Here is an 18,550-nt window from a genome sequence, read left to right as displayed (position 1 = left end):
CATGAGCGACACCTACCTCAACCTGGTCAACAGCGGGTTCACCAAGAAGATCGCCCAGCAGCTCGGGCTGCCGCAGCCCGCACCCCTGCGGCGCTACGAGCCCGGGCAGCCGCTGGTCGCCGGGGCCGTGCTGGTGCTCGGTCGCGGCTCCGAGTCCGCGGCCTTGTCCGGCGTCCTGTCGAACGACTGGGACCTGGACGTGCACCGGCACGCCACACCCGGCACCCGGTACGCCGCGGTGGTCCTCGCGCTCACCGAGCTGACGCACCCCGACCAGCTGGCCGAGCCGGTGATGGCCGCCGGCGCGGTGCTCAAGTCGCTGCCGCGCGGCGCCCGCGTGGTCACGGTCTCTCGCGCCGCGGGTGCCGATGACGCCCCCGCGGTCGCCGCCGCGCGGCAGGGCGTCGACGGTCTGCTGCGGTCGCTGGCCAAGGAGCTGCGGGGCGGGTCCACCGGCAACGGCGTCGTGCTCGCCGACGACGTGGCGGTCACGGCCCCCTCGGTGCTCGGCGCCCTGCGGTTCTTCCTGTCGACCAAGTCCGCATTCGTCGACGGACAGCTGCTGGCGGTCGACTCCGCTGCCGGCGCGCTGCCCGACGACTGGGAGAAGCCGCTGGCCGGCCGGGTCGCCGTCGTCACCGGCGCCGCGCGGGGCATCGGTGCCTCGATCGCCGACACCCTGGCCCGCGACGGAGCCACCGTCATCGCGGTCGACGTGCCGGCGGCGGGCGAGCAGCTGGTCGCGGTCGCCAACCGGGTGCGCGGCACGGCGCTGCAGCTCGACGTCACGGCGGCGGACGCCGGCGAGCGGCTGCTGGAGCACGCGCTGCAGCGGCACGGTCGGCTGGACGTCGTCGTGCACAACGCCGGAATCACGCGCGACAAGCTGCTGGCCAACATGTCGTCGGACAAGTGGGACTCGGTGCTCGCCGTGAACATCGCGTCGCAGCTGCGGATCAACGAGGCGCTGCTGACGTCCGGCGACTTCACGGACGCCCCGCGGATCGTGTCGCTGGCGTCGACCTCGGGCATCGCAGGCAACCGCGGGCAGACCAACTACGCGGCGTCCAAGGGCGGCGTCATCGGCATGGTCCGCGCGACCGCGCCCCTGCTCGCGGCCTTCGGCGGCACCGCCAACGCGGTGGCGCCCGGGTTCATCGAGACCGAGATGACCGCGCGCATCCCCGCCGTCACGCGGCAGGTGGCGCGCCGGCTGAACTCGCTGCAGCAGGGCGGGCAGCCGGTCGACGTCGCCGAGACCGTGGCGTTCCTGGCCTCCCCCGCCGCCGGCGGGGTGGTCGGGCGCGTGCTGCGCGTGTGCGGGCAGAACATGGTCGGCCAGTGACGACGACCGTCGTCCTGCCCGAGGTACCGGGGCTCGGCGGGCTGTACGCCCGCGGGGCCGGGCTCGCCGTGGCCCGTCGGGTGCGGTCCGGGCCGTCGACCCTGCCCGGGGTCTCGTACGTGGTCCGCGGGGTGCAGGCGTCGTCCGAGCGCCTGACGGACTACCAGCACCTGCTGGGCGAGTCCGCCTCCGACCAGCTGCCGGCCGGGTTCGTGCACGTCCTGGCGTTCCCGGTGGCCACGGCGCTCATGGCCCGGTCCGACTTTCCGCTGCCGCTCGTCGGCCTGGTGCACGTGGCCAACCGGGTCTCGCAGCGGCGGCCGCTGTCCCTGTCCGACGTGGTCGACGTCCGCGCGTCGGCCGCCGACCTGCGCCCCCACCGGTCGGGCACGCAGGTCGACCTGGTGACCGAGGTGTCGGTCGACGGCACGCTCGCCTGGCGCGGGGTCTCCACCTACCTGGCGCGCGGGGTGCACCTGGAGGGTTCGGCCGCCGACGACGCCCCGACCTTCGTCCCGCCGACGCCCACCGGCCGCTGGACGCTCGACGGCGACATCGGGCGGCGGTACGCGGCGGTGTCGGGCGACCGCAACCCGATCCACCTGTCGGCGCTGTCCGCCAAGGCCCTCGGGTTCCCCCGGGCCATCGCGCACGGCATGTACACGGCCTCCCGCGCCCTCGCCGACGTGGGCGCAGGCCGCGGCGACGCGTTCGACTGGTCCGTCGACTTCGTCAAGCCCGTGCTCCTGCCCGGGACGGTGACCGTCCGGATCGCCGGGTCACCGTCCGACGGGTTCACGTTCGCCGGCTGGGACGCCCGCAGCGGCAAGCCGCACCTGACGGGAACGGTCACGCCTCTGGCCTGAAGGACCCTGCAGGATCCGGGCTCGCCGCGCCGGATCCTGCAGAGTCCGTGCGTCTCAGAGGTCCGCGGGGCGCAGGACGAACGTGATCGCGTGCGCGATCTGCACGTTGCCCTTGTTGAGGTCGAGCTTGCCCGGGATCAGGAACGGGTTCAGGTCGTTGCGGTCCTGGTCGCGCAGCTGCACGATGCCGAACCGCTTCGAGATCACGTCGACCGTGAACGTGCCGCCCTGGGCGGTCGTGAGCACCGCGTTGTCGCTGGCCAGCGCAGTGCCGGAGTCGATCGTCGCGCCCGGGACCACGTGGTACAGCAGCACCTGCTCGATGGCATCGATGCCGACCGCGCCCGCGAGCGCCGTGAGGACCTCCTGCTCGCTGCCGTACCAGCGGTGCGTCAGGTCCTTGGCGAGGTACTGGAAGGCGCGGTCGTTCGGCAGGAACGCCGTCAGCGGGACCGTGCCGTCCGCGAGGACGGCCACCGGGCTCGACGGCTTCGCGGCGAGGACCGCGCCGACGGCCTGGTCGAGGATGTCGAAGTCGCGCCAGTTGCGGTCGAACGTGTCGCCGTCCGACGCCAGCAGGGCCGCCAGGCTCGACGTGCCAGTGGGCGGGGCTGCGGCGCTGGCCGCGGGTGCGAGGGCGAGTCCCCCGCCGGCGACGACACCTGCGACGGCAAGGACGGAGAGCGTGCGACGGATCCTCATGGTGAGCTCCTGCGGACGACGGTCGCGGCCGACGCCGGAGCGCCGCACCGCGCGGGCACCGGTGGGCACCCTGCCTCCTCTTCGCCGGTCAGGCGGCGCCCGGATGCAGTCGGGATCGTGACGTCGTGGGTCTGCGACGAAGCGTGCCTCGCAACTCGTCGCAACACTCGCGACGTCGCCGGCGGATCATGCCGGTCGAGCCTCGTAGCGGGTCAGGTCAGATCCGTCGCGGGGCATCGGCGTCCCTCGCTCCTGCGAAGACTGCCGACGCGACGACGCTGAAGACGATCCCCCAGGTGGTCAGCCCGGCGTAGATGCAGACCGTGCCGACCGCGATGAACAGCGCCGTCTGCGCGGCCACGCGCGGCCCGCGCCGGAGCCGGTGCCCTGAGGCCGGCGCCATCCAGCGGGCCCAGATCGCGATCGCCACGGCGGGGAGCACCACCGCGAGCGCGACCGAGAGGGCGGTGCTCGTCCCCAGCCGCCACCCGGCCACCGCCAGCAGCCCGATCATCACGAGCTCGCAGAGGAAGCCGAGCACGCCGAGCAACCCGACGGAGTGTCGGTCCCCAGGTGCGGCACTCATCGGGCCATCCTGTCGGACTGGCGGCACAGACCTAGGACAGCGAACTCGCGGGTTGGCGTCGAGCTAGCGGGTCGCAGTCCAGCTCGCCGGTTTCGACCAACGAGCTCGACGCGGACCAACGAGTTCGACGCGCGGAGGCGAGCTGGGCGGTCGGGCGGCAGCGGCCGGTTCGGTCAGTCGTCCAGGGCCGGGCCGCAGGCGGCCGCGGCCGTCGCGGCCAGGTGGTCGAGGCCGTGCACGGCGAGCAGCGGACGGGTGTCGTCGACCACGGCCCAGCAGCCGTCGATCACCTCGTAGCGGACGCGGGGGCCCGTGGCGAGGTACGCGGTGAGGGCCACGACCAGCCGATCGACCGCCTCGCTCGTCGTGCCGACGCCCACGGACGCCCGGATGGCGCCGCCCGACGCACCGAGGTGCGCGAGGAGGGGGTGGGCGCAGAACCGGCCGTCGCGCACGCCGATGCCGTGCTCGGCGGCGAGGTAGGCCGCGACCAGGCCCGGGTCGTGGTCCGGCACGGTGAACGTGAGGACGCCGACGGGGGCCGCGGAGTCGGGCCAGATGCGCGCGATCTCGACGCCGTCGATGCGCGACAGTCCTTCGACGAGGCGCGCCCGGAGGGCCTCCTCGTGAGCGGCGAGGGCGCCGGCGGGGAGGGCCGCCAGCTGGTCGCACGCCTCGGCCAGGGCGATCGCCCCGAGCACGTTGGGCGAACCCGCCTCGTGCCGTGCGGGCGCCGGCTGCCAGACGGTCCGATCGGTCCGCACGTCGCGCACCGCACCTCCCCCTGCGAGGTACGGAGTGCCCGTGTCCAGCCAGTCGCGGCGGCCGACCAGGGCCCCCGCGCCGAACGGTGCGTACGTCTTGTGGCCCGAGAACGCCACGTAGTCGGCGTCGGTCGCCGCCAGCGAGAAGCCGCGGTGCGGCACCAGCTGGGCGCCGTCGACGGCCACGCGGGCGCCCTCGGCGTGGGCGAGCGCGACGACCTCGTCGATCGGCAGCGCCTCCCCCGTCACGTTGGACGCGCCCGTGATCGTGACCAGCGCGTACGGCTGGCGGGCGAGCTCGGCGCGCAGGGCGTCGAGCGTCGCGGCCACGGTGTCCTTGATGGGCAGGATCGTCGTCCGGTTGCCGTGGCGCTCCGTCGACTGCACCCAGGGCAGCAGGTTGGCGTGGTGCTCGACGTCCAGCACGAGCACGCGACCGCCGTCCGGCACGACGCCGGCCAGGAGGTTGAGCGAGTCCGTGGTGTTGCGGGTGATGATCGCGACGTCGTCGGGACGCGCGTCGACGAACCGCGCGATGGTCTCCCGCGCGGACTCGTACAGCGCGGTGGACACCTGCGACAGGTACCCGGCACCGCGGTGCACGGACGCGTACAGCGGCAGCACCTCGGTCACACGCGTCGCGACGGCCTCGAGCGCGGGGGCGCTGGCGGCGTAGTCGAGGTTGGCGTAGACGCGCTGGGTGCCGTCGACCAGCGGGACGGTGGTGGTGCCGCCGACGACCGGGAGCAGCGCGCTCACCTCGTCGACGGAGGCACACGAGGCGCGCTCGGCGATGATGGTCATGGAAGTCCTCCGACACGTTCCGGGGGGACACCTACGACAGGTGGAACCCCGCGCTTGCCGGGTCCCGGACGGGACGCGGCCAGGTCGTCACCCGGGGCACCCCACCGCGGAGGAGGGTTGCCGGCCAGCGAGCCGGGGCTTGACGCTGGCGCTCATGACCTGCAACGAGGGTCGCGGCAGCCCAAGGCGCCTGTCAACGCACCGCGCGGTTCGTCTCGCCTGCCGGGACACCTTGTCCACTACTTGGAGCGACGGTGCCGCCGCGCGTAGCATCACCGGCACCATCCAGAGCGGCCGAGAGATCTGGCTCGACGACGCCGCAGCAACCCGCGGGCACCTTGTGCCCGGCCGAGGGTGCTACCGCCAGGACCGATGAGACGAGGATCTGCATGAGCTACGCCGGCGACCTGACCCCCCAGCAGGCCTGGGACCTCCTCACGACCGACGAGACCGCTGTGCTCGTCGACGTGCGGACCGACGCCGAGTGGCGCTACGTCGGCATCGCCGACCCCGCCCAGATCGACGGCCGCTCGGCGCTCGTCGAGTGGGTGTCGTACCCGTCGGGACGGCCCAACCCGCAGTTCCTCAAGCAGCTGGCCGACGCCGGCGTCACGGCCGGCCGGCCGGTCGTCTTCCTGTGCCGCTCGGGCGTGCGCTCGGTCGCCGCCGCGCAGGCCGCGACGTCGGCGGGGCTCGGTCCGGCCTACAACGTGCTCGAGGGATTCGAGGGCGACGTCGGCGCGGACGGCCACCGCGGCCACTCCGGCTGGCGTGCCGCCGGTCTGCCCTGGCGGCAGGCGTGAGCCCCCGCCGCGTCCCCGGCCCCGGCGACTGGGACGACCGCCGCACCCCGCGCACCGACCTGCGGCCCGACACCCTCGCCGTGCGCGGCGGGCTGGTGCGCTCGCAGTTCCAGGAGACCTCCGAGGCGCTGTTCCTCACGCAGGGCTACGTCTACGACGCGGCCGCCGAGGCCGAGGCCGCCTTCGCCGGCGAGGCCGACCGGTTCCTCTACTCGCGCTACGGCAACCCCACGGTGTCCACGTTCGAGGAGCGGCTGCGCCTGCTCGAGGGTGCGGAGGCCGCGTACGCCACCGCGTCCGGCATGTCCGCCGTCTTCACGTCCATCGCCGCGATCGTGCAGTCGGGGTCGCGCATCGTGTCTGCGCGGGCGCTCTTCGGGTCCACGGTCGTGATCTTCGAGGAGATCCTGGCCAAGTGGGGCGTGCGCACCGACTACGTCGACGGCCACGACCTGTCGCAGTGGGAGGAGGCGCTGTCGACGCCGGCGGACGTGGTGTTCTTCGAGACGCCGTCCAACCCGATGCAGGACCTGGTCGACATCGCGGCGGTCAGCCGGCTCGCGCACGCCGCGGGCGCGACCGTGATCGTCGACAACGTCTTCGCCACGCCCGTGCTCTCCCGCCCGCTCGAGCTCGGGGCGGATGTCATCGTGTACTCCGCGACCAAGCACATCGACGGGCAGGGGCGCGTGCTCGGCGGCGCGATCCTGGGCACCGACGAGTACGTGCACGGTCCCGTGCAGACGCTCATCCGGAACACCGGGCCGTCGCTGTCGGCGTTCAACGCGTGGGTGCTGCTCAAGGGCCTCGAGACGCTGTCGCTGCGCGTGCGGCACCAGACCGCGTCGGCCCTGCAGGTGGCGACGTGGCTCGAGCAGCAGCCCGGCGTCTCGCTGGTCCGCTACCCGTACCTGCCGTCGCACCCGCAGCACGAGCTCGCGCTCGCGCAGCAGTCCGGCGGGGGCACCGTCGTGACGTTCAACCTCGCGGTGCCCGAGGGTGCGCAGCCCGACGTCGCGAAGAAGGTCACGTTCGGCGTGCTCGACGCGCTGCGGATCGTCGACATCTCGAACAACCTCGGCGACGCCAAGTCGATGGTCACGCACCCCGCGACGACGACGCACCGCAAGCTGGGTCCCGAGGGTCGTGCGGCCGTCGGCATCGCGGAGACGACGGTCCGGCTCTCGGTGGGCCTCGAGGACCCGGCGGACCTGATCGACGACCTCGCGCAGGCGCTCGACACACTCGCCGGCTGACGCCTCCCCGATCGCGTCGGTCCCGCGCGGAACACTGACGGCGTGAGCAACTCGTCGTCGCTGGTGCGTCTGCTGGTCGGCGTGCTGGCCGGGGTCGCCGTCGCCGCCATCGTCGGCTGGACCTCGGTGGTCGCCGCGGTTCTGGCGGGCTGGGCGACCGTGGCCGCCGTGTTCGTCGTGTGGACGTGGGCGGCCATCGCGTCGATGGGTCCCGAGGACACCGCGTCGCACGCCACCCGCGAGGAGCCGACGAGGTTCGGCGCGCACGCGGTCGTCCTCGCCGCCGCGCTGGTGACGCTCGCGGGGATCGGGTTCGTCCTGGTCGACAGGGAGATCGGTCAGCTGCTGCCGACGATCGCGGTGCTGGCCAGCGTGCTCGCGTCCTGGGCCGCGATCCACACGGTGTTCGCGCTGCGGTACGCGCGGATGTACCTGACGGACGACGCCGGCGGGATCGACTTCCACATGCGGGAGGCGCCGCGGTACACCGACTTCGCGTACGTCGCCGTCACCGTCGGCATGAGCTTCGCCATCTCCGACACCGACCTCGGGTCGTCGGCGATGCGGCGCACCGCTCTGGGGCACGCGCTGCTCAGCTACCTGTTCGGGACCGTGATCATCGCGCTGCTGGTGAACCTCGTCGCGTCGATGTGACCGCTCAGAGCCGGACGGTCTCGTTCTCGCCGCCGTCGTAGCGCTCGCCGGTGACCTTGGCCTTCACCAGGCTGAACGCCGTCGTCAGGCGACCGCCCTTGGCGTGCCAGTACTCCGCCGTCTCGCCGCGGAGCACGACCAGGACCACGCCGGGCGTCTCCGGACCGTCCGGGAACCAGGCCTCGGCCGACGTGCCCCACAGCTCCTTGATCTTGGCGCGGTCGCGGACCACCTCGGCGCGACCCGAGACCGACACCCAGGCCGTCGAGTCCGAGAAGGCCGCGTTGGCGGGGCTGCCGCCCTCGACCTCGTGCACCTTGTGGCTGCCCTCCTCGGCGAAGAACCAGAGGTCCCCGTCGAAGTCCACGTCCTGCACGCCCATGGGCCGGCTCACCAGCGAGCCGTCCGCCGACACCGTGGTGAGCATCGCGATCCGGGCGTCCTTGATCAGCTCCGCGACCTTGGCCTGCTGGTCCTCGTTCGTCATGCGTCCTCCTCGAGCGGCGCGCTCGCGGGGCTGCTGACCGCGGCGGCCGGGCCACCGTAGGCACGCCCGCGCGGCTGTCGCATGTCGGAGGGGCGCGGGATGCTCGGTCCATGACCGAGAGCGACTACGAGGCGATCGCCGACGACCTGGTCGCGCGCGGCGCCACACGCGCACAGATGATGGGCCGGCCGATCCTCAAGGTCGGCTCGACCATGTTCGCCGGGCACGTCGGCGGCGACCGCCTCGTGGTCAAGCTCGGCCGGGACAGCGCCGAGCACGCGGAGGCGCTGGCGCTGCCCGGCGTCACGGTCTGGTCACCCGGCGACAGCGGACGGCTGTTCTACGACTGGGTCGCGCTGCCCGCCGCGCTCGAGGACGAGTGGATGCGGTTCGCGGAGATCGCCCGCCTGCGCGCGTCGAAGGGCTAGCGCACCCACTGCTCCCCGGCCTCGACCGCGACCGTCAGGACGTTCTCCGGCGGCGGGATCGGGCACGTCGCGAACTGCGTCAGGCCGCACGGCAGGTTGCTGGCACGGTTGAGGTCGAGCGTCACCGTGCCGTCCTCGGCCACCGGGCCCAGCGCGAGCGTGCGCGAGGCGGGGTAGGTGGTGACGCCGCTGGTCGCATCCCGGAACAGGACGCTGAGGCCGCGGGCGCCCCCGTCGAAGACGATGAGCGACTGCGGGATCCCGGCGACCGCGAAGTGCACGGTGCCGACGGCGGTGTGGTGGTGCTCGAGGCCGTCGACGACCGCGCCCGTGGTGACCGTGCGGGACTCGTCGTACGGCTCGAACCGCCCGGTCAGCACCCAGTCCTGGGACGGCGCGTACGCCGGGATGCCCTCGAACGCGGCCAGCTGCGGGGCGGACGGGTCGTGCACGCGGACGATCGCGTGACCCGTGCGGCGGGCGACCTCGAGCAGGAGGTCACCCGCGCGGAGCTGCAGGCCCGGCGCACCCTCGACCGGGTCGATCGTCGCGACGCCGTCGACGGTCGTGCCGTCCGGGAGGACGAGGTCCTCGTCGGCAACCGCCTCGATGCGCACGACGCCGTCCGCCGACCAGAGCCCGGGGACATCTGCGAGCCGTCGTGGCTCGCCGGACAGCCAGTGCAGCGCGGTGATCGCCACCCAGCCGTGCGGCTGCCGGAAGTAGGCCTCGCGCGTGGCGTGCCAGTCCTCCCACTCGGCGACGAAGGCGGAACGCTCGGTCGTGGTCGTCATCAGCTGGCCCTCACATCGGCGTCGGCGGTGCGGCCGAAGGCGTCGGCCGGCGGGAGTCCGAGGTGCTCGCGCAGGGTCGAGCCCTCGTAGGACGTGCGGAACGAGCCCCGCTCCTGCAGCAGCGGGACCACGCGGTCGACGAACTCGTCGAGCCCGTGCGGCGTCAGGTGCGGCACGAGGATGAAGCCGTCGGAGGCGTCCTCCTGCACGTACCGGTCGATCTCGGCGGCCACGCGTTCCGGCGTGCCGACGAACGAGTGGCGGCCGATCACCTGGATGACCAGGTCGCGGATGGACAGGCCCTTGGCCTCGGACAGCTCACGCCACTGGTTGGCGATGGCCAGCGGGTCGCGGAAGTGCGAGGCGCGGCCCTTCGTGATCGACGGGGCGTCGACCAGCGGGTCGATGGCGGGCAGCGGGCCGTCGACGTCGTACTCCGACAGGTCGCGGTTCCACACCTGCTCGACGAACGAGCGCGCGACGCTGGGCCGGACCTGCTGGAGCTGGATCGCGCGCAGCCTCTCCTCGGCGTCGGCCTCGGTGTCGCCCAGCACGAACGACGCGCCGGGCAGGATCAGCAGGTCCTCGGGGCGTCGGCCGTACTTCGCCAGGCGGCCCTTGACGTCGGTGTAGAACGCCTGGCCGTCAGCGAGCTCGCTGTGCCGGGAGAAGACCGCGTCGGCCACCTGCGCGGCCAGCTCGCGGCCGCCGTCGGAGTCGCCGGCCTGGAGGATGACAGGGTGACCCTGCGGCGGGCGCGGGATCGTGGGCGTGGCCTCGATGTCGACCAGGCGGCCGCCCGTGCGGACCGTGCTCAGCGAGCCGGGGCGGACGAACTCGCCCGACGCGGCGTCGGCCACGACCGCGTCCGCCGCCCACGCGTCCCACAGGGCACGGGCGGTCTCGACGACCTCGCGCGCGCGCTCGTACCGGTCCTCGTAGGCGAGGTAGCCGCCGCGGCGGAAGTTCGCGCCGTGGAAGGCGTCCGACGAGGTCACGACGTTCCACGCGGCGCGGCCCGCCGAGAGGTGGTCGAGCGTCGCGAACTGGCGGGCGAGCTCGTACGGGTCGTTGAAGGTCGCGTTGATGGTGCCGGCGAGGCCGACTCTCGACGTGACGCCGGCCAGCGCGGCGAGGACCGCGTAGGTGTCCGGGCGGCCGACGACGTCCTGGTCGACCAGCTGGCCGCGGTGCTCGCGCAGGCGCAGTCCCTCGGCGAGGAACACGAAGTCGAACAGCCCGCGCTCGGCGGTGGCGGCCAGGTGCTGGAACGACGCGAACGACGACTGCGTGTCGGCGTGGTGGCTCGGGTCGGTCCAGACCGTGTGGTGGTTGACACCGGGGAAGTGGGCTGCGAGGTGGATCTGCTTGGGCATCGGGGGTCCTTAGCGAGCGGCCGCGTAGCGGCTGGTGGGGCGGGGCAGGCCGAGGGAGTCGCGCAGGCTCGCCCTCTGCTCCACGGGGGTGATCGCGGCGCCGAGCAGCGGGAGGTCGCTCGCCAGGGCCAGCGGACGGATGGTGAGCCCGTCGGCGCCGGAGCTCGCGACGAGCGCCGCCAGGGTCGACGCCGCGGTCTCCGGGCCGGCCACGATCGCGTCCGTGGGCCACGGCTCGAGGGCGTCGAGCGCCGCGAGGCGTGCGCGGGCGTGGTCGTCGGACGTGCCGAGCAGCACGTCCACGTCGAGCAGCACGATCACCTCGCGTCCGGCCTCCGCCGCGGCCGCCCGCACGAGCGGCACGTTCGCCTCGTCGGCAACCCGGACGACGTCCGCGCGGCGTGCCGCGACCTCGCGGGCGTGCGGCTCGTCCCCGCGGACGATCACGACCGGGCGGCCCTGCGGCGAGCGGGGCGTTATCGAGGCGCCCTGCACCGAGAAGAACTCGCCGCTGAACTCGATCGCGTGCACGCGGGTGCGGTCGATGTACCGGTCGTGCTCGGCGTCGAGGACGATCGCGTCGTCCTCCCAGCTGTCCCAGAGCCGGCCGAGGACCTCGAGCACGTCGTCGGCCTCGCGCCACAGCGCCGCCACGTCCCGCGGGACTCGCTCGTCGTACCGCAGCGCCTCGGCGCCCGCGCCGCTGTCGCCCGCGGGCGCCGCCACGTCGACCTGCACCGCAGCGCGGCCGAGGCTGACGTGGTCGACCGTCTGGATCTCCTTGCCCACGTGGAACGGCTCGCGGTAGGTGACCGGCACGACGGGCGCGAGGCCCACGCGGTCGGTGAGCGGGCCGAGGAGGGCGGCGACGCCCACGGCGTCCAGACCGCCGACGAGGGCGCCGGGGCGCTCGACGGGCGGCGCGGCCGAGTCGTCGACGATCACGAACGTGGCACCGGCGCTCTCGGCCGCCCGCGCGAGGCGGACCCAGTGCTGTGCCGCGAAGGCGTCGGTCGGGTGCAGGCGCCAGGCAGCGGGGTGGAGGCCTGCGGCCGTCAGCTCGACAGCGACGGGGAACGTGTCAGGGAGGGTCATCGTGTCTTCCGGTCGTCGGGCGCATCGGTCCTGGCAGGAGCACCCGCACCCGGGTGGCCGGGGGGTTGCTGCGACGTCGACGAGCCAGGTCTCTCGGTCGCTCGGGATGGCGCGCACAAGGTAAGAACGAGTCGACGGCCTGACCAGGGTTCGGTCGGAAGTTCCCGCGATGTGAGACGGGCGTTCAGATGTCCTTCGCGAAGCACAGCGAGAGGAAGTCGTCCGCGTAAGGCGCGAACGGCGGCACGGGCCGGTAGCCGGCGGTGCGGTAGAGCGTGACGGCCTCCGGCTGCCGGATGCCCGTCTGCAGGACGACGCTGGTCAGACCGTGCGCGCGGGCGTCGTCCTCGATCGCCGCGAGCAGCGCGCGGGCGACGCCGGTGCCGCGGGCTTCGTCGGCCACCCAGACCTTCTTCAGCTCACCCGAGCCCAGGGGGAAGCCGTCGCCGGTGGTGCGCAGCGAGGCGCACCCGACCGCGCGGCCGTCGATGCGTGCGACGACCGTGGAGAGCATGCCGACACCGGTCTCGGCGTCGTACGCCTCGTAGGACTCGGGCGCGTCGAACTCGGGGTAGCGGATGGCGCCGTCGGCGAACATCTCCTTGCGCAGGGCCGTCGCGTCCTCGTCGGTCCACGCGACGCGGGCCAGCTCGATCGGGGGGCGCGGTGCGGATCGACGCTCACGCGGCTGCCGGTCGAGGTCCTTGGTGAAGCAGCGCGACGCCGTCTCGGTCGCGTACTCGCCGAAGTTGTCCATCGAGTGGTAGCCGGCGGACAGGTACAGGCCGATCGCCTGCGACTGCAGGACGCCGGTCTCCAGGACGAGCCTCCGCAGCCCTATACGCCGCGCGATGTCCTCCAGCTCCATGAGCACCGCGCGGGAGTACCCGCGGCCGCGGGCGGCCGGGACGACGAACATGCGCTTGAGCTCGCCGACGCCGTCGCCCAGCCCTTCATCGGACGCGTCGCGGATCGCGCCGCACGCCACGGGCTCACCGTCGACGCGCAGCAGGACCATCGCGAGGATGCTCTCGCCCGTCATCGCGTGGCCGATGTCGTCCTCGCCGTACAGGTCCCGGAGCTCGTCCTGCTGAGCGGTGCGCAGGCGCGCGGCATCGGGGTCGTCCCAGTCGACCAGGGCGAGCGTGGTGCTCAACTCAGCCGACCAGCGCCTTCAGCACGGACGTGAAGAAGCGCAGGCCGTCGGTGCCCGTGCGGGGCCCCTGGGCGCCGTCGGGGCCGAAGCCCTGCTCGACCGCGTGCTCGGGGTGCGGCATGAGGCCGACCACGTTGCCCGCGGCGTTCGAGATGCCGGCGATCCCGCGGCGGGAGCCGTTCGGGTTCCAGCCCTGGTAGCGGAAGACCACGCGGCCCTCGCCCTCGAGCTCGTCGAGCGTGTGCTCGTCGGCGACGTACTGCCCGTCCTGGTTCTTCAGCGGGATCGTGATGTGCTCCCCCGCCGTGTAGTCGCGGGTCCAGGCCGTGTCGACGTTGTCGACCGAGAGGACCTGCTCGCGGCACACGAAGTGCAGGTGGTCGTTCTTGATCATCGAGCCGGGGAGCAGGTGGGCCTCCGTGAGCACCTGGAAGCCGTTGCAGATGCCCAGGACCGGCAGACCCTTGTGCGCGGCGTCGACGATCTCGCCCATCACCGGCGCGAAGCGGCTGATGGCGCCCGCGCGCAGGTAGTCGCCGTAGGAGAAGCCGCCGGGGAGCACCACGGCGTCGACCCCGTGCAGGTCGGCGTCGCCGTGCCAGAGGGAGACCGCCTCGGCGCCCGCGAGGCGGACCGCGCGCGCGGCGTCGCGGTCGTCCAGCGTGCCGGGAAAGGTGACGACGCCGATGCGCGTCATGCCTGCGTGTCCTCGTACACCGCGACCACGTCCTCGATCACCGGGTTGGACAGCACGTGCTCTCCGGCCGCGCGAGCCGCCGCGAGAATCTCCTCGGTCACCGGCCCGTCGACCTCGAGCTCGAACCGCTTGCCCTGGCGGACGGACGCGAACTGCCCGAACCCGAGCCGCGGCAGGGCGCCGGCGACGGCCTTGCCCTGGGGGTCGAGGATCTCGGGCTTCGGCATGACATCGACGACGACTCGTCCCACGAAAGGGCTCCAGGTGTTCGCGCGGCGGTGGGGGGTCGCGGCGATTCTAGCGAGTGCGAGGGGCGCCTCTGCGCAGGCGTTCAGTCGGTGGCCACGAGGGTCGAGGCTCTCGGCGAATCCGTCGACCGGCCGCGCGTGGCCCGTGAGGGATGTGGAAGGCGTCCGCTGCGGCGATCATGCTCGGGTCGAGTTCATGACCTCGGGTCGCGACGAGCGCTGCGAACAGGGCGACGACGAGCGCGACGTGGGCGCGGACCCGGGTCCACCAGCCGCCCGGGCGACCCGCTTCGGACGTTGTGGGACCCACCGTCTCGGGTTCCGCGACACCCACAACGTCATGACGATCAGCCCAATGGCGCTGCCCGCCGCCGCGTTTGTGCTCTTCAGGGATGAATGTCAGTGGTCGGTCGTACATTTGTTCTATGCCCGGATCGGGCAGTTCGCATGGCGGGAGGTGGCGACGATGACGGCAGTTCTGGCCGAGACCACGCGCGTCGGCCTCGCCGGGTACGGAACCGACCACACGTACACGGCTCCGACTCCGGCCCCTCACCCATGCCCGGCCCCGAACCCGGGATCGAGCTCGGCCTCGGCCTCGGCCCCGGGGTCGGGCTCGGCCTCGGGCTCGGGCTTGGGCTCGGGCTCGGCCTCGGCCTCGGGCTCGGCCTCGGCCTCGGCGAGCGTGTCCGCTTCGTTGCCTCTCACGGCCGTCGATGTGCCCGCCTCGTTGCCGGCCGCGCCCTCTCCGACACCGCCCGCCCCTCCCGCGCTGGTATGGGCGGACTCCGGGCACGGCAGGCGCCCGGGTGCTGCGCCCGTGCCGGAGCGGGATGCGCGGGTGATCGATCTGGGCGCGGTGGAGGACTTCCCGCTGGCCGAGGTCGGCTTGGCGGAGCTGGTGGCGATGCTGACCACGGTGCCCGTGGCGGAGGTGTCGGGGGCGGCCCTGGTCAACGCGGTCGCGGCCACGCAGCAGGCGATCACCATGCTGCAGGCGCTGCAGGGTTCGTTCGCCCGCGAGCTCGGGGCGCGCACCCCGGATGCGTTGCGGCACGTGCCCGATGAGCTGGCGTGCGCCCTGGTGTGCACGAAACGGGCCGCCGAGATCGTCTTCCTGCGCGCCTGGGGTGCCGCCCAGCACCCCGCCGTCGGGGACGCGTGGGCGGCCGGTGCCATCGAGGGGCGCAAGGTCGACGTGATCCTGGACGAGGTCTCCAAGGCCGGGGCCGGCATCGACCCCCACGACCTGGACCTCGTGGTGGCCGACGCGGTGCACCGGGCCGGGGACCTGACCGCCCCGCAGCTGACCCGGCACCTGCGCGCCACGCTGATCGCGTTGAACCCGGGCCTCGCCGAGAAGCGGCGCGTCACCGAACGGGACCGGCGTGGGGTGTTCCTGGACCTGGCCCCCGACGCGATGGCCCGCCTCATCGCCTACCTGCCCGCCGCCGAGGCGACCGCGGCGTTCACCGCGATCGACGCCCTGGCCGGGCACACCGGGACCGACGGTGACACCCGGACCGTGGATCAGCGCCGGGCGGACGCGTTCACGGACGTGTTCACCGGCATCCTGGACCGGCAGACCACCCCCGACGGCACCCCGCTGCCCCGCAAGCACGGGCAACGCGTCGCCGTCCAGGTCACCGTCGCCGCCTCCACCCTGCTGGGTCTGGACGACGCCCCGGGGTTCCTCGGCTCCTATGGGCCGATCCCCGCCCAGGTCGCCCGCGAGCTCGCCCAAGACGGCACCTGGCGACGCGTCCTGACCGACCCGCGCACCGGGCAGGTGTGCTCCGTGGGCACCGACACCTACCGGCCGGGCGCGGACCTGACCCGCACCATCCAGGCCCGCGACGTGACCTGCACCTTCCCGGGCTGCCGGCAACCCGCCACCCGCTGCGAGATCGACCACCGCATCCCCTACGACCACGACCGACCACCCGATGGGCATGACCCGCAGACCTGCGAGGCGAACCTGCACGCCCTGTGCAAGCACCACCACCAAGCCAAGACCGAAGGCTGGTGGAACGTCACCTACAACCCCGCCACCGGCGTCTCCACCTGGACCGACCGGCACGGGCTGACCTACGCCCGCCACCCCATCCCCGTCCACATCACCGCCAGCGCCCTCGAACACCGACCACCACCGCCACCGCGCGCGGACCTCGGCGACCCACCCTTCTGACGCGACTCGTCGGGACCACTCTCTGACGACGACGTCGCTCGGGCGCCCTCCAACGCGTGAAGTCATCGAGCCCATCACACCGGATGTCGAGATGGGCTCACACTCCCTACCCGAGCGGCGTCTACAGAGGTATCGCCTGCTCTGGGCGACGGTCGTCCGAAGCGGGCACAGCCCGATCTGCGGCCTTCATCGACCGAGGAATCTGCCTCAGCACCGCAAGCGGTAACGGCTCCCCATGCCGCGGCGACGGCTCGACTGACGAAGGGTGTGATGGGCATGGAGGGGTGGACAGGGATGCCAGCGGGGCGGGAGAGGATGCGCCCATGAGTTCTCCCGCACCCTCGAGCCGCGGCTGGATCGCCCCTTACCTGCTGCTCGCGGCGCTGTGGGGATGCAGCTTCTTGTTCATCGCGACGGCGCTGCAGACGTTCGCCCCGACGCAGGTGGCCTTCGGGCGGATCGCCGTCGGGTTCGTCATGCTCGCGCTGATCCTGGTGGTGCGGCGTGAGCGCGTGCGGGTGGAGAGGCGCTCGATCGGTGACTTCGTGGTCGTCGGCGCGGTGATGACGGCGATCCCGTTCGTGCTGTTCGCGCTCGCGGAGCAGCGGGTCAGCTCCGTGCTGGCGGGGTTGGTGAACGCGACGACGCCCCTGTTCACGGCGGTATTCGTCGCACTGCTGCTCCCGGCCGAGAGGCCGGACCGCATGCAGGTCGGCGGTCTGGTCATCGGGTTCGGCGGCATCGCGGTGCTACTCGGGGTCTGGGACTCGGGTGCGATCGACCTGGCGGGCGGCTTCATGCTGCTCGGCGCGACGTTCTGCTACGGCCTCGGCAACGCGTGGAGCCGCCGTCGGCTCACCGGCACCGGCCTGTCCAACGTCGCCCTGCCGGCAATCCAACTGGCCGTCGGCGCGGTACTGATCTTGCCGTTCGCGGTGTCCACGCCGCTCGCGGGGCCTCTCGCACCGGCGCCAGCTCTCGCTATCCTCGCGCTCGGGCTCGGCGGAACCGGGTTGGCCTACGTCCTCTTCTGGCGGGTGCTCGCGATCGCCGGCGCCACCGTGACGGCGAGCGTCACCTACGTGATCCCACTCGTGTCGACGACGCTGGGCGTGCTCGTCCTGCACGAGGGCCTGCACTGGTACGAACCTGTCGGCGGTGCGGTGGTCCTCGCCGGCGTGGCGCTGACGCAGTGGGGAGCCGCCCGGCGGCGGGCGGCCGCGGCCGAGGCGCCGCAGCCGGTGCCGGACGGGGTGGAGCTCGTCAGGGAACGATGACCGTCATGCCCGGGCCCGGAGAACCCGCGCTCAGGGCGGCGAGCGCGGCGGGGGCGTCGTCCAGCGGGATCGTCCGACCGACCAGGCGGGACGGGTCGAGCTCCCCCGACGCGATCCGGGCGAGCATCGCGGGGTACTCGTGCGCCGCCATGCCGTGGCTGCCATAGATCTCGAGCTCCCAGCCGATGACGCGACCCATCGGGAGCGGCGGGGCGGCATCCGCACCCAGCAGGAGGCCCACCTGGACGTGCCGACCGCGACGGCGCAGCGACAGGATCGATGCCGCAGCGGTCTCCCGGCTGCCGAGGGCGTCGATGGACACCGCGGCTCCCCCGCCGGTCACGGCGTGGACCTGGGCACCGACGTCGCCGGACCCGTCGAGGACCACGGACGCACCCATCTCGAGCGCCGCCGAGCGCGCGGCCGGAGAGACGTCGACCGCGACCACCTTGGCTCCCGCGGCCGCGGCGATCATCACGGCGGACAGCCCGACCCCGCCACAGCCGTGCACGGCGACCCACTCGCCGGGACCTGGGCGACCGTGGACGGTGAACGCGCGGTAGGCGGTGGCGAACCGGCACCCGAGCCCGGCGGCGGTGACCGGTGACATGCCGGCCGGCAGGCGGACCAGGTTCACATCGGCGTGGTGGAGGGCGACGAGCTCAGCGAACGAGCCGTCGTCGGTGAATCCGGGCTGCCGCTGCCTCTCACACACCTGGTGCTCACCGGCCAGGCACGCCGGGCAGGTGCCGCAGGCGCACACGAACGGCACGGTGACCTCGTCGCCGACGTTCCACGAGCGGACGCCGGGCCCGACCTCGACGACCACGCCGGCCAACTCGTGGCCCGGGACGTGCGGGAGCGTGATGTCGTCGTCGTGACCCTGCCAGCCGTGCCAGTCCGAGCGGCAGACGCCGGTGGCCGTCACCCGCAGGACGACGCCGTCGGCAGGGCAGGTGGGCGCCAGGACCTCGCGCAGGGTCGGAGGGACGCCGAACTGGTCGATCACCACGGCACGCATCGC

At 73.2% G+C, this 18,550-nt stretch carries 20 protein-coding genes and 2 riboswitches; of the genes, 8 read left to right on the top strand and 12 right to left on the bottom strand.

Annotated features, from left to right (window positions below):
• Nucleotide 1 precedes the first annotated feature (1 nt).
• Complete coding sequence (locus ACXJKA_RS02325; protein ID WP_456823554.1) at nucleotides 2-1,345, top strand: 3-oxoacyl-ACP reductase; 1,344 nt, start codon at nucleotides 2-4, stop codon at nucleotides 1,343-1,345.
• Nucleotides 1,342-2,211 (top strand): MaoC family dehydratase, encoded by an 870-nt coding sequence (locus ACXJKA_RS02320; RefSeq protein WP_456823553.1) that lies wholly within the window; start codon nucleotides 1,342-1,344, stop codon nucleotides 2,209-2,211. The genes ACXJKA_RS02325 and ACXJKA_RS02320 overlap by 4 nt, the downstream gene beginning before the upstream one ends.
• 54 nt (nucleotides 2,212-2,265) lie before the next feature.
• Here ACXJKA_RS02320 and ACXJKA_RS02315 read toward each other — a convergent pair whose 3' ends face one another.
• From ACXJKA_RS02315 to ACXJKA_RS02305, 3 genes are all read right to left on the bottom strand, one after another.
• Nucleotides 2,266-2,982: a fasciclin domain-containing protein gene (locus ACXJKA_RS02315; RefSeq protein ID WP_456823552.1), complete on the bottom strand. Its 717-nt coding sequence runs from the start codon at nucleotides 2,980-2,982 to the stop codon at nucleotides 2,266-2,268.
• Between the two features lie 148 nt (nucleotides 2,983-3,130).
• Nucleotides 3,131-3,499 carry a YrdB family protein gene (locus ACXJKA_RS02310; RefSeq protein WP_456823551.1) on the bottom strand — a complete coding sequence of 123 codons (369 nt, stop codon included), beginning with the start codon at nucleotides 3,497-3,499 and terminating at the stop codon, nucleotides 3,131-3,133.
• Between the two features lie 173 nt (nucleotides 3,500-3,672).
• A complete protein-coding gene (locus ACXJKA_RS02305; protein ID WP_456823550.1) occupies nucleotides 3,673-5,067 on the bottom strand; it encodes an aminotransferase class V-fold PLP-dependent enzyme in 1,395 nt (464 codons plus the stop codon).
• A 45-nt stretch (nucleotides 5,068-5,112) separates the two neighbouring features.
• Nucleotides 5,113-5,227: riboswitch (SAM riboswitch) on the bottom strand.
• 118 nt (nucleotides 5,228-5,345) lie between these two features.
• Nucleotides 5,346-5,446: riboswitch (SAM riboswitch) on the top strand.
• A gap of 10 nt (nucleotides 5,447-5,456) precedes the next feature.
• On the opposite strand from ACXJKA_RS02305, the gene ACXJKA_RS02300 reads away from it, so the two are divergent.
• The 3 genes from ACXJKA_RS02300 to ACXJKA_RS02290 are packed head-to-tail and all read left to right on the top strand — an operon-like array spanning nucleotide 5,457 to nucleotide 7,780.
• Complete coding sequence (locus tag ACXJKA_RS02300) at nucleotides 5,457-5,870, top strand: rhodanese-like domain-containing protein (RefSeq protein ID WP_456823549.1); 414 nt, start codon at nucleotides 5,457-5,459, stop codon at nucleotides 5,868-5,870.
• Nucleotides 5,871-5,929: 59 nt separating this feature from the next.
• Nucleotides 5,930-7,126 (top strand): O-succinylhomoserine sulfhydrylase, encoded by a 1,197-nt coding sequence (locus tag ACXJKA_RS02295; RefSeq protein WP_456823666.1) that lies wholly within the window; start codon nucleotides 5,930-5,932, stop codon nucleotides 7,124-7,126.
• A gap of 42 nt (nucleotides 7,127-7,168) precedes the next feature.
• Complete coding sequence (locus ACXJKA_RS02290) at nucleotides 7,169-7,780, top strand: DUF1345 domain-containing protein (RefSeq protein ID WP_456823548.1); 612 nt, start codon at nucleotides 7,169-7,171, stop codon at nucleotides 7,778-7,780.
• Between the two features lie 4 nt (nucleotides 7,781-7,784).
• Here the strand turns inward: ACXJKA_RS02290 and ACXJKA_RS02285 are convergent, their stop codons facing one another.
• Nucleotides 7,785-8,267: a pyridoxamine 5'-phosphate oxidase family protein gene (locus tag ACXJKA_RS02285; RefSeq protein ID WP_456823547.1), complete on the bottom strand. Its 483-nt coding sequence runs from the start codon at nucleotides 8,265-8,267 to the stop codon at nucleotides 7,785-7,787.
• Between the two features lie 110 nt (nucleotides 8,268-8,377).
• Between ACXJKA_RS02285 and ACXJKA_RS02280 the strand changes: the two genes are divergently transcribed.
• Nucleotides 8,378-8,695: a hypothetical protein gene (locus ACXJKA_RS02280; protein WP_456823546.1), complete on the top strand. Its 318-nt coding sequence runs from the start codon at nucleotides 8,378-8,380 to the stop codon at nucleotides 8,693-8,695.
• Here the strand turns inward: ACXJKA_RS02280 and ACXJKA_RS02275 are convergent.
• From ACXJKA_RS02275 to ACXJKA_RS02245, 7 genes are all read right to left on the bottom strand, one after another.
• Nucleotides 8,692-9,489 (bottom strand): DUF1684 domain-containing protein, encoded by a 798-nt coding sequence (locus tag ACXJKA_RS02275; protein ID WP_456823545.1) that lies wholly within the window; start codon nucleotides 9,487-9,489, stop codon nucleotides 8,692-8,694. The genes ACXJKA_RS02280 and ACXJKA_RS02275 overlap by 4 nt on opposite strands.
• The gene (locus ACXJKA_RS02270) at nucleotides 9,489-10,865 is read right to left on the bottom strand and encodes an NtaA/DmoA family FMN-dependent monooxygenase (RefSeq protein ID WP_456823544.1); all 1,377 of its coding nucleotides are present in this window, start codon (nucleotides 10,863-10,865) and stop codon (nucleotides 9,489-9,491) included. The genes ACXJKA_RS02275 and ACXJKA_RS02270 overlap by 1 nt, the downstream gene beginning before the upstream one ends.
• Before the next feature lie 9 nt (nucleotides 10,866-10,874).
• Entirely contained in the window at nucleotides 10,875-11,960 is a 1,086-nt protein-coding gene (locus ACXJKA_RS02265) for an LLM class flavin-dependent oxidoreductase (protein ID WP_456823543.1), read from the bottom strand.
• A 184-nt stretch (nucleotides 11,961-12,144) separates the two neighbouring features.
• Nucleotides 12,145-13,116: a GNAT family N-acetyltransferase gene (locus ACXJKA_RS02260; protein ID WP_456823542.1), complete on the bottom strand. Its 972-nt coding sequence runs from the start codon at nucleotides 13,114-13,116 to the stop codon at nucleotides 12,145-12,147.
• Between the two features lies 1 nt (nucleotide 13,117).
• Complete coding sequence (purQ, locus tag ACXJKA_RS02255; protein WP_456823541.1) at nucleotides 13,118-13,813, bottom strand: phosphoribosylformylglycinamidine synthase subunit PurQ; 696 nt, start codon at nucleotides 13,811-13,813, stop codon at nucleotides 13,118-13,120.
• On the bottom strand, nucleotides 13,810-14,064 hold the full coding sequence (gene purS / locus ACXJKA_RS02250; RefSeq protein ID WP_456823540.1) for a phosphoribosylformylglycinamidine synthase subunit PurS: 255 nt from the start codon (nucleotides 14,062-14,064) through the stop codon (nucleotides 13,810-13,812). The genes purQ and purS overlap by 4 nt, the downstream gene beginning before the upstream one ends.
• A 549-nt stretch (nucleotides 14,065-14,613) precedes the next feature.
• Nucleotides 14,614-14,769 carry a hypothetical protein gene (locus ACXJKA_RS02245; protein WP_456823539.1) on the bottom strand — a complete coding sequence of 52 codons (156 nt, stop codon included), beginning with the start codon at nucleotides 14,767-14,769 and terminating at the stop codon, nucleotides 14,614-14,616.
• A gap of 133 nt (nucleotides 14,770-14,902) precedes the next feature.
• Between ACXJKA_RS02245 and ACXJKA_RS02240 the strand changes: the two genes are divergently transcribed.
• The gene (locus ACXJKA_RS02240; protein WP_456823538.1) at nucleotides 14,903-16,249 is read left to right on the top strand and encodes a DUF222 domain-containing protein; all 1,347 of its coding nucleotides are present in this window, start codon (nucleotides 14,903-14,905) and stop codon (nucleotides 16,247-16,249) included.
• 323 nt (nucleotides 16,250-16,572) lie between these two features.
• On the top strand, nucleotides 16,573-17,526 hold the full coding sequence (locus ACXJKA_RS02235; RefSeq protein WP_456823537.1) for a DMT family transporter: 954 nt from the start codon (nucleotides 16,573-16,575) through the stop codon (nucleotides 17,524-17,526).
• Here ACXJKA_RS02235 and ACXJKA_RS02230 read toward each other — a convergent pair.
• Nucleotides 17,513-18,547: an alcohol dehydrogenase catalytic domain-containing protein gene (locus tag ACXJKA_RS02230; protein ID WP_456823536.1), complete on the bottom strand. Its 1,035-nt coding sequence runs from the start codon at nucleotides 18,545-18,547 to the stop codon at nucleotides 17,513-17,515. The genes ACXJKA_RS02235 and ACXJKA_RS02230 overlap by 14 nt on opposite strands.
• Between the last annotated feature and the right edge of the window lie 3 nt (nucleotides 18,548-18,550).

The organism is Cellulomonas sp. P5_E12 (assembly GCF_054049315.1).
Note: the sequence above shows the minus strand (reverse complement) of the source record. Positions and strands in the feature narration are given on the sequence as shown.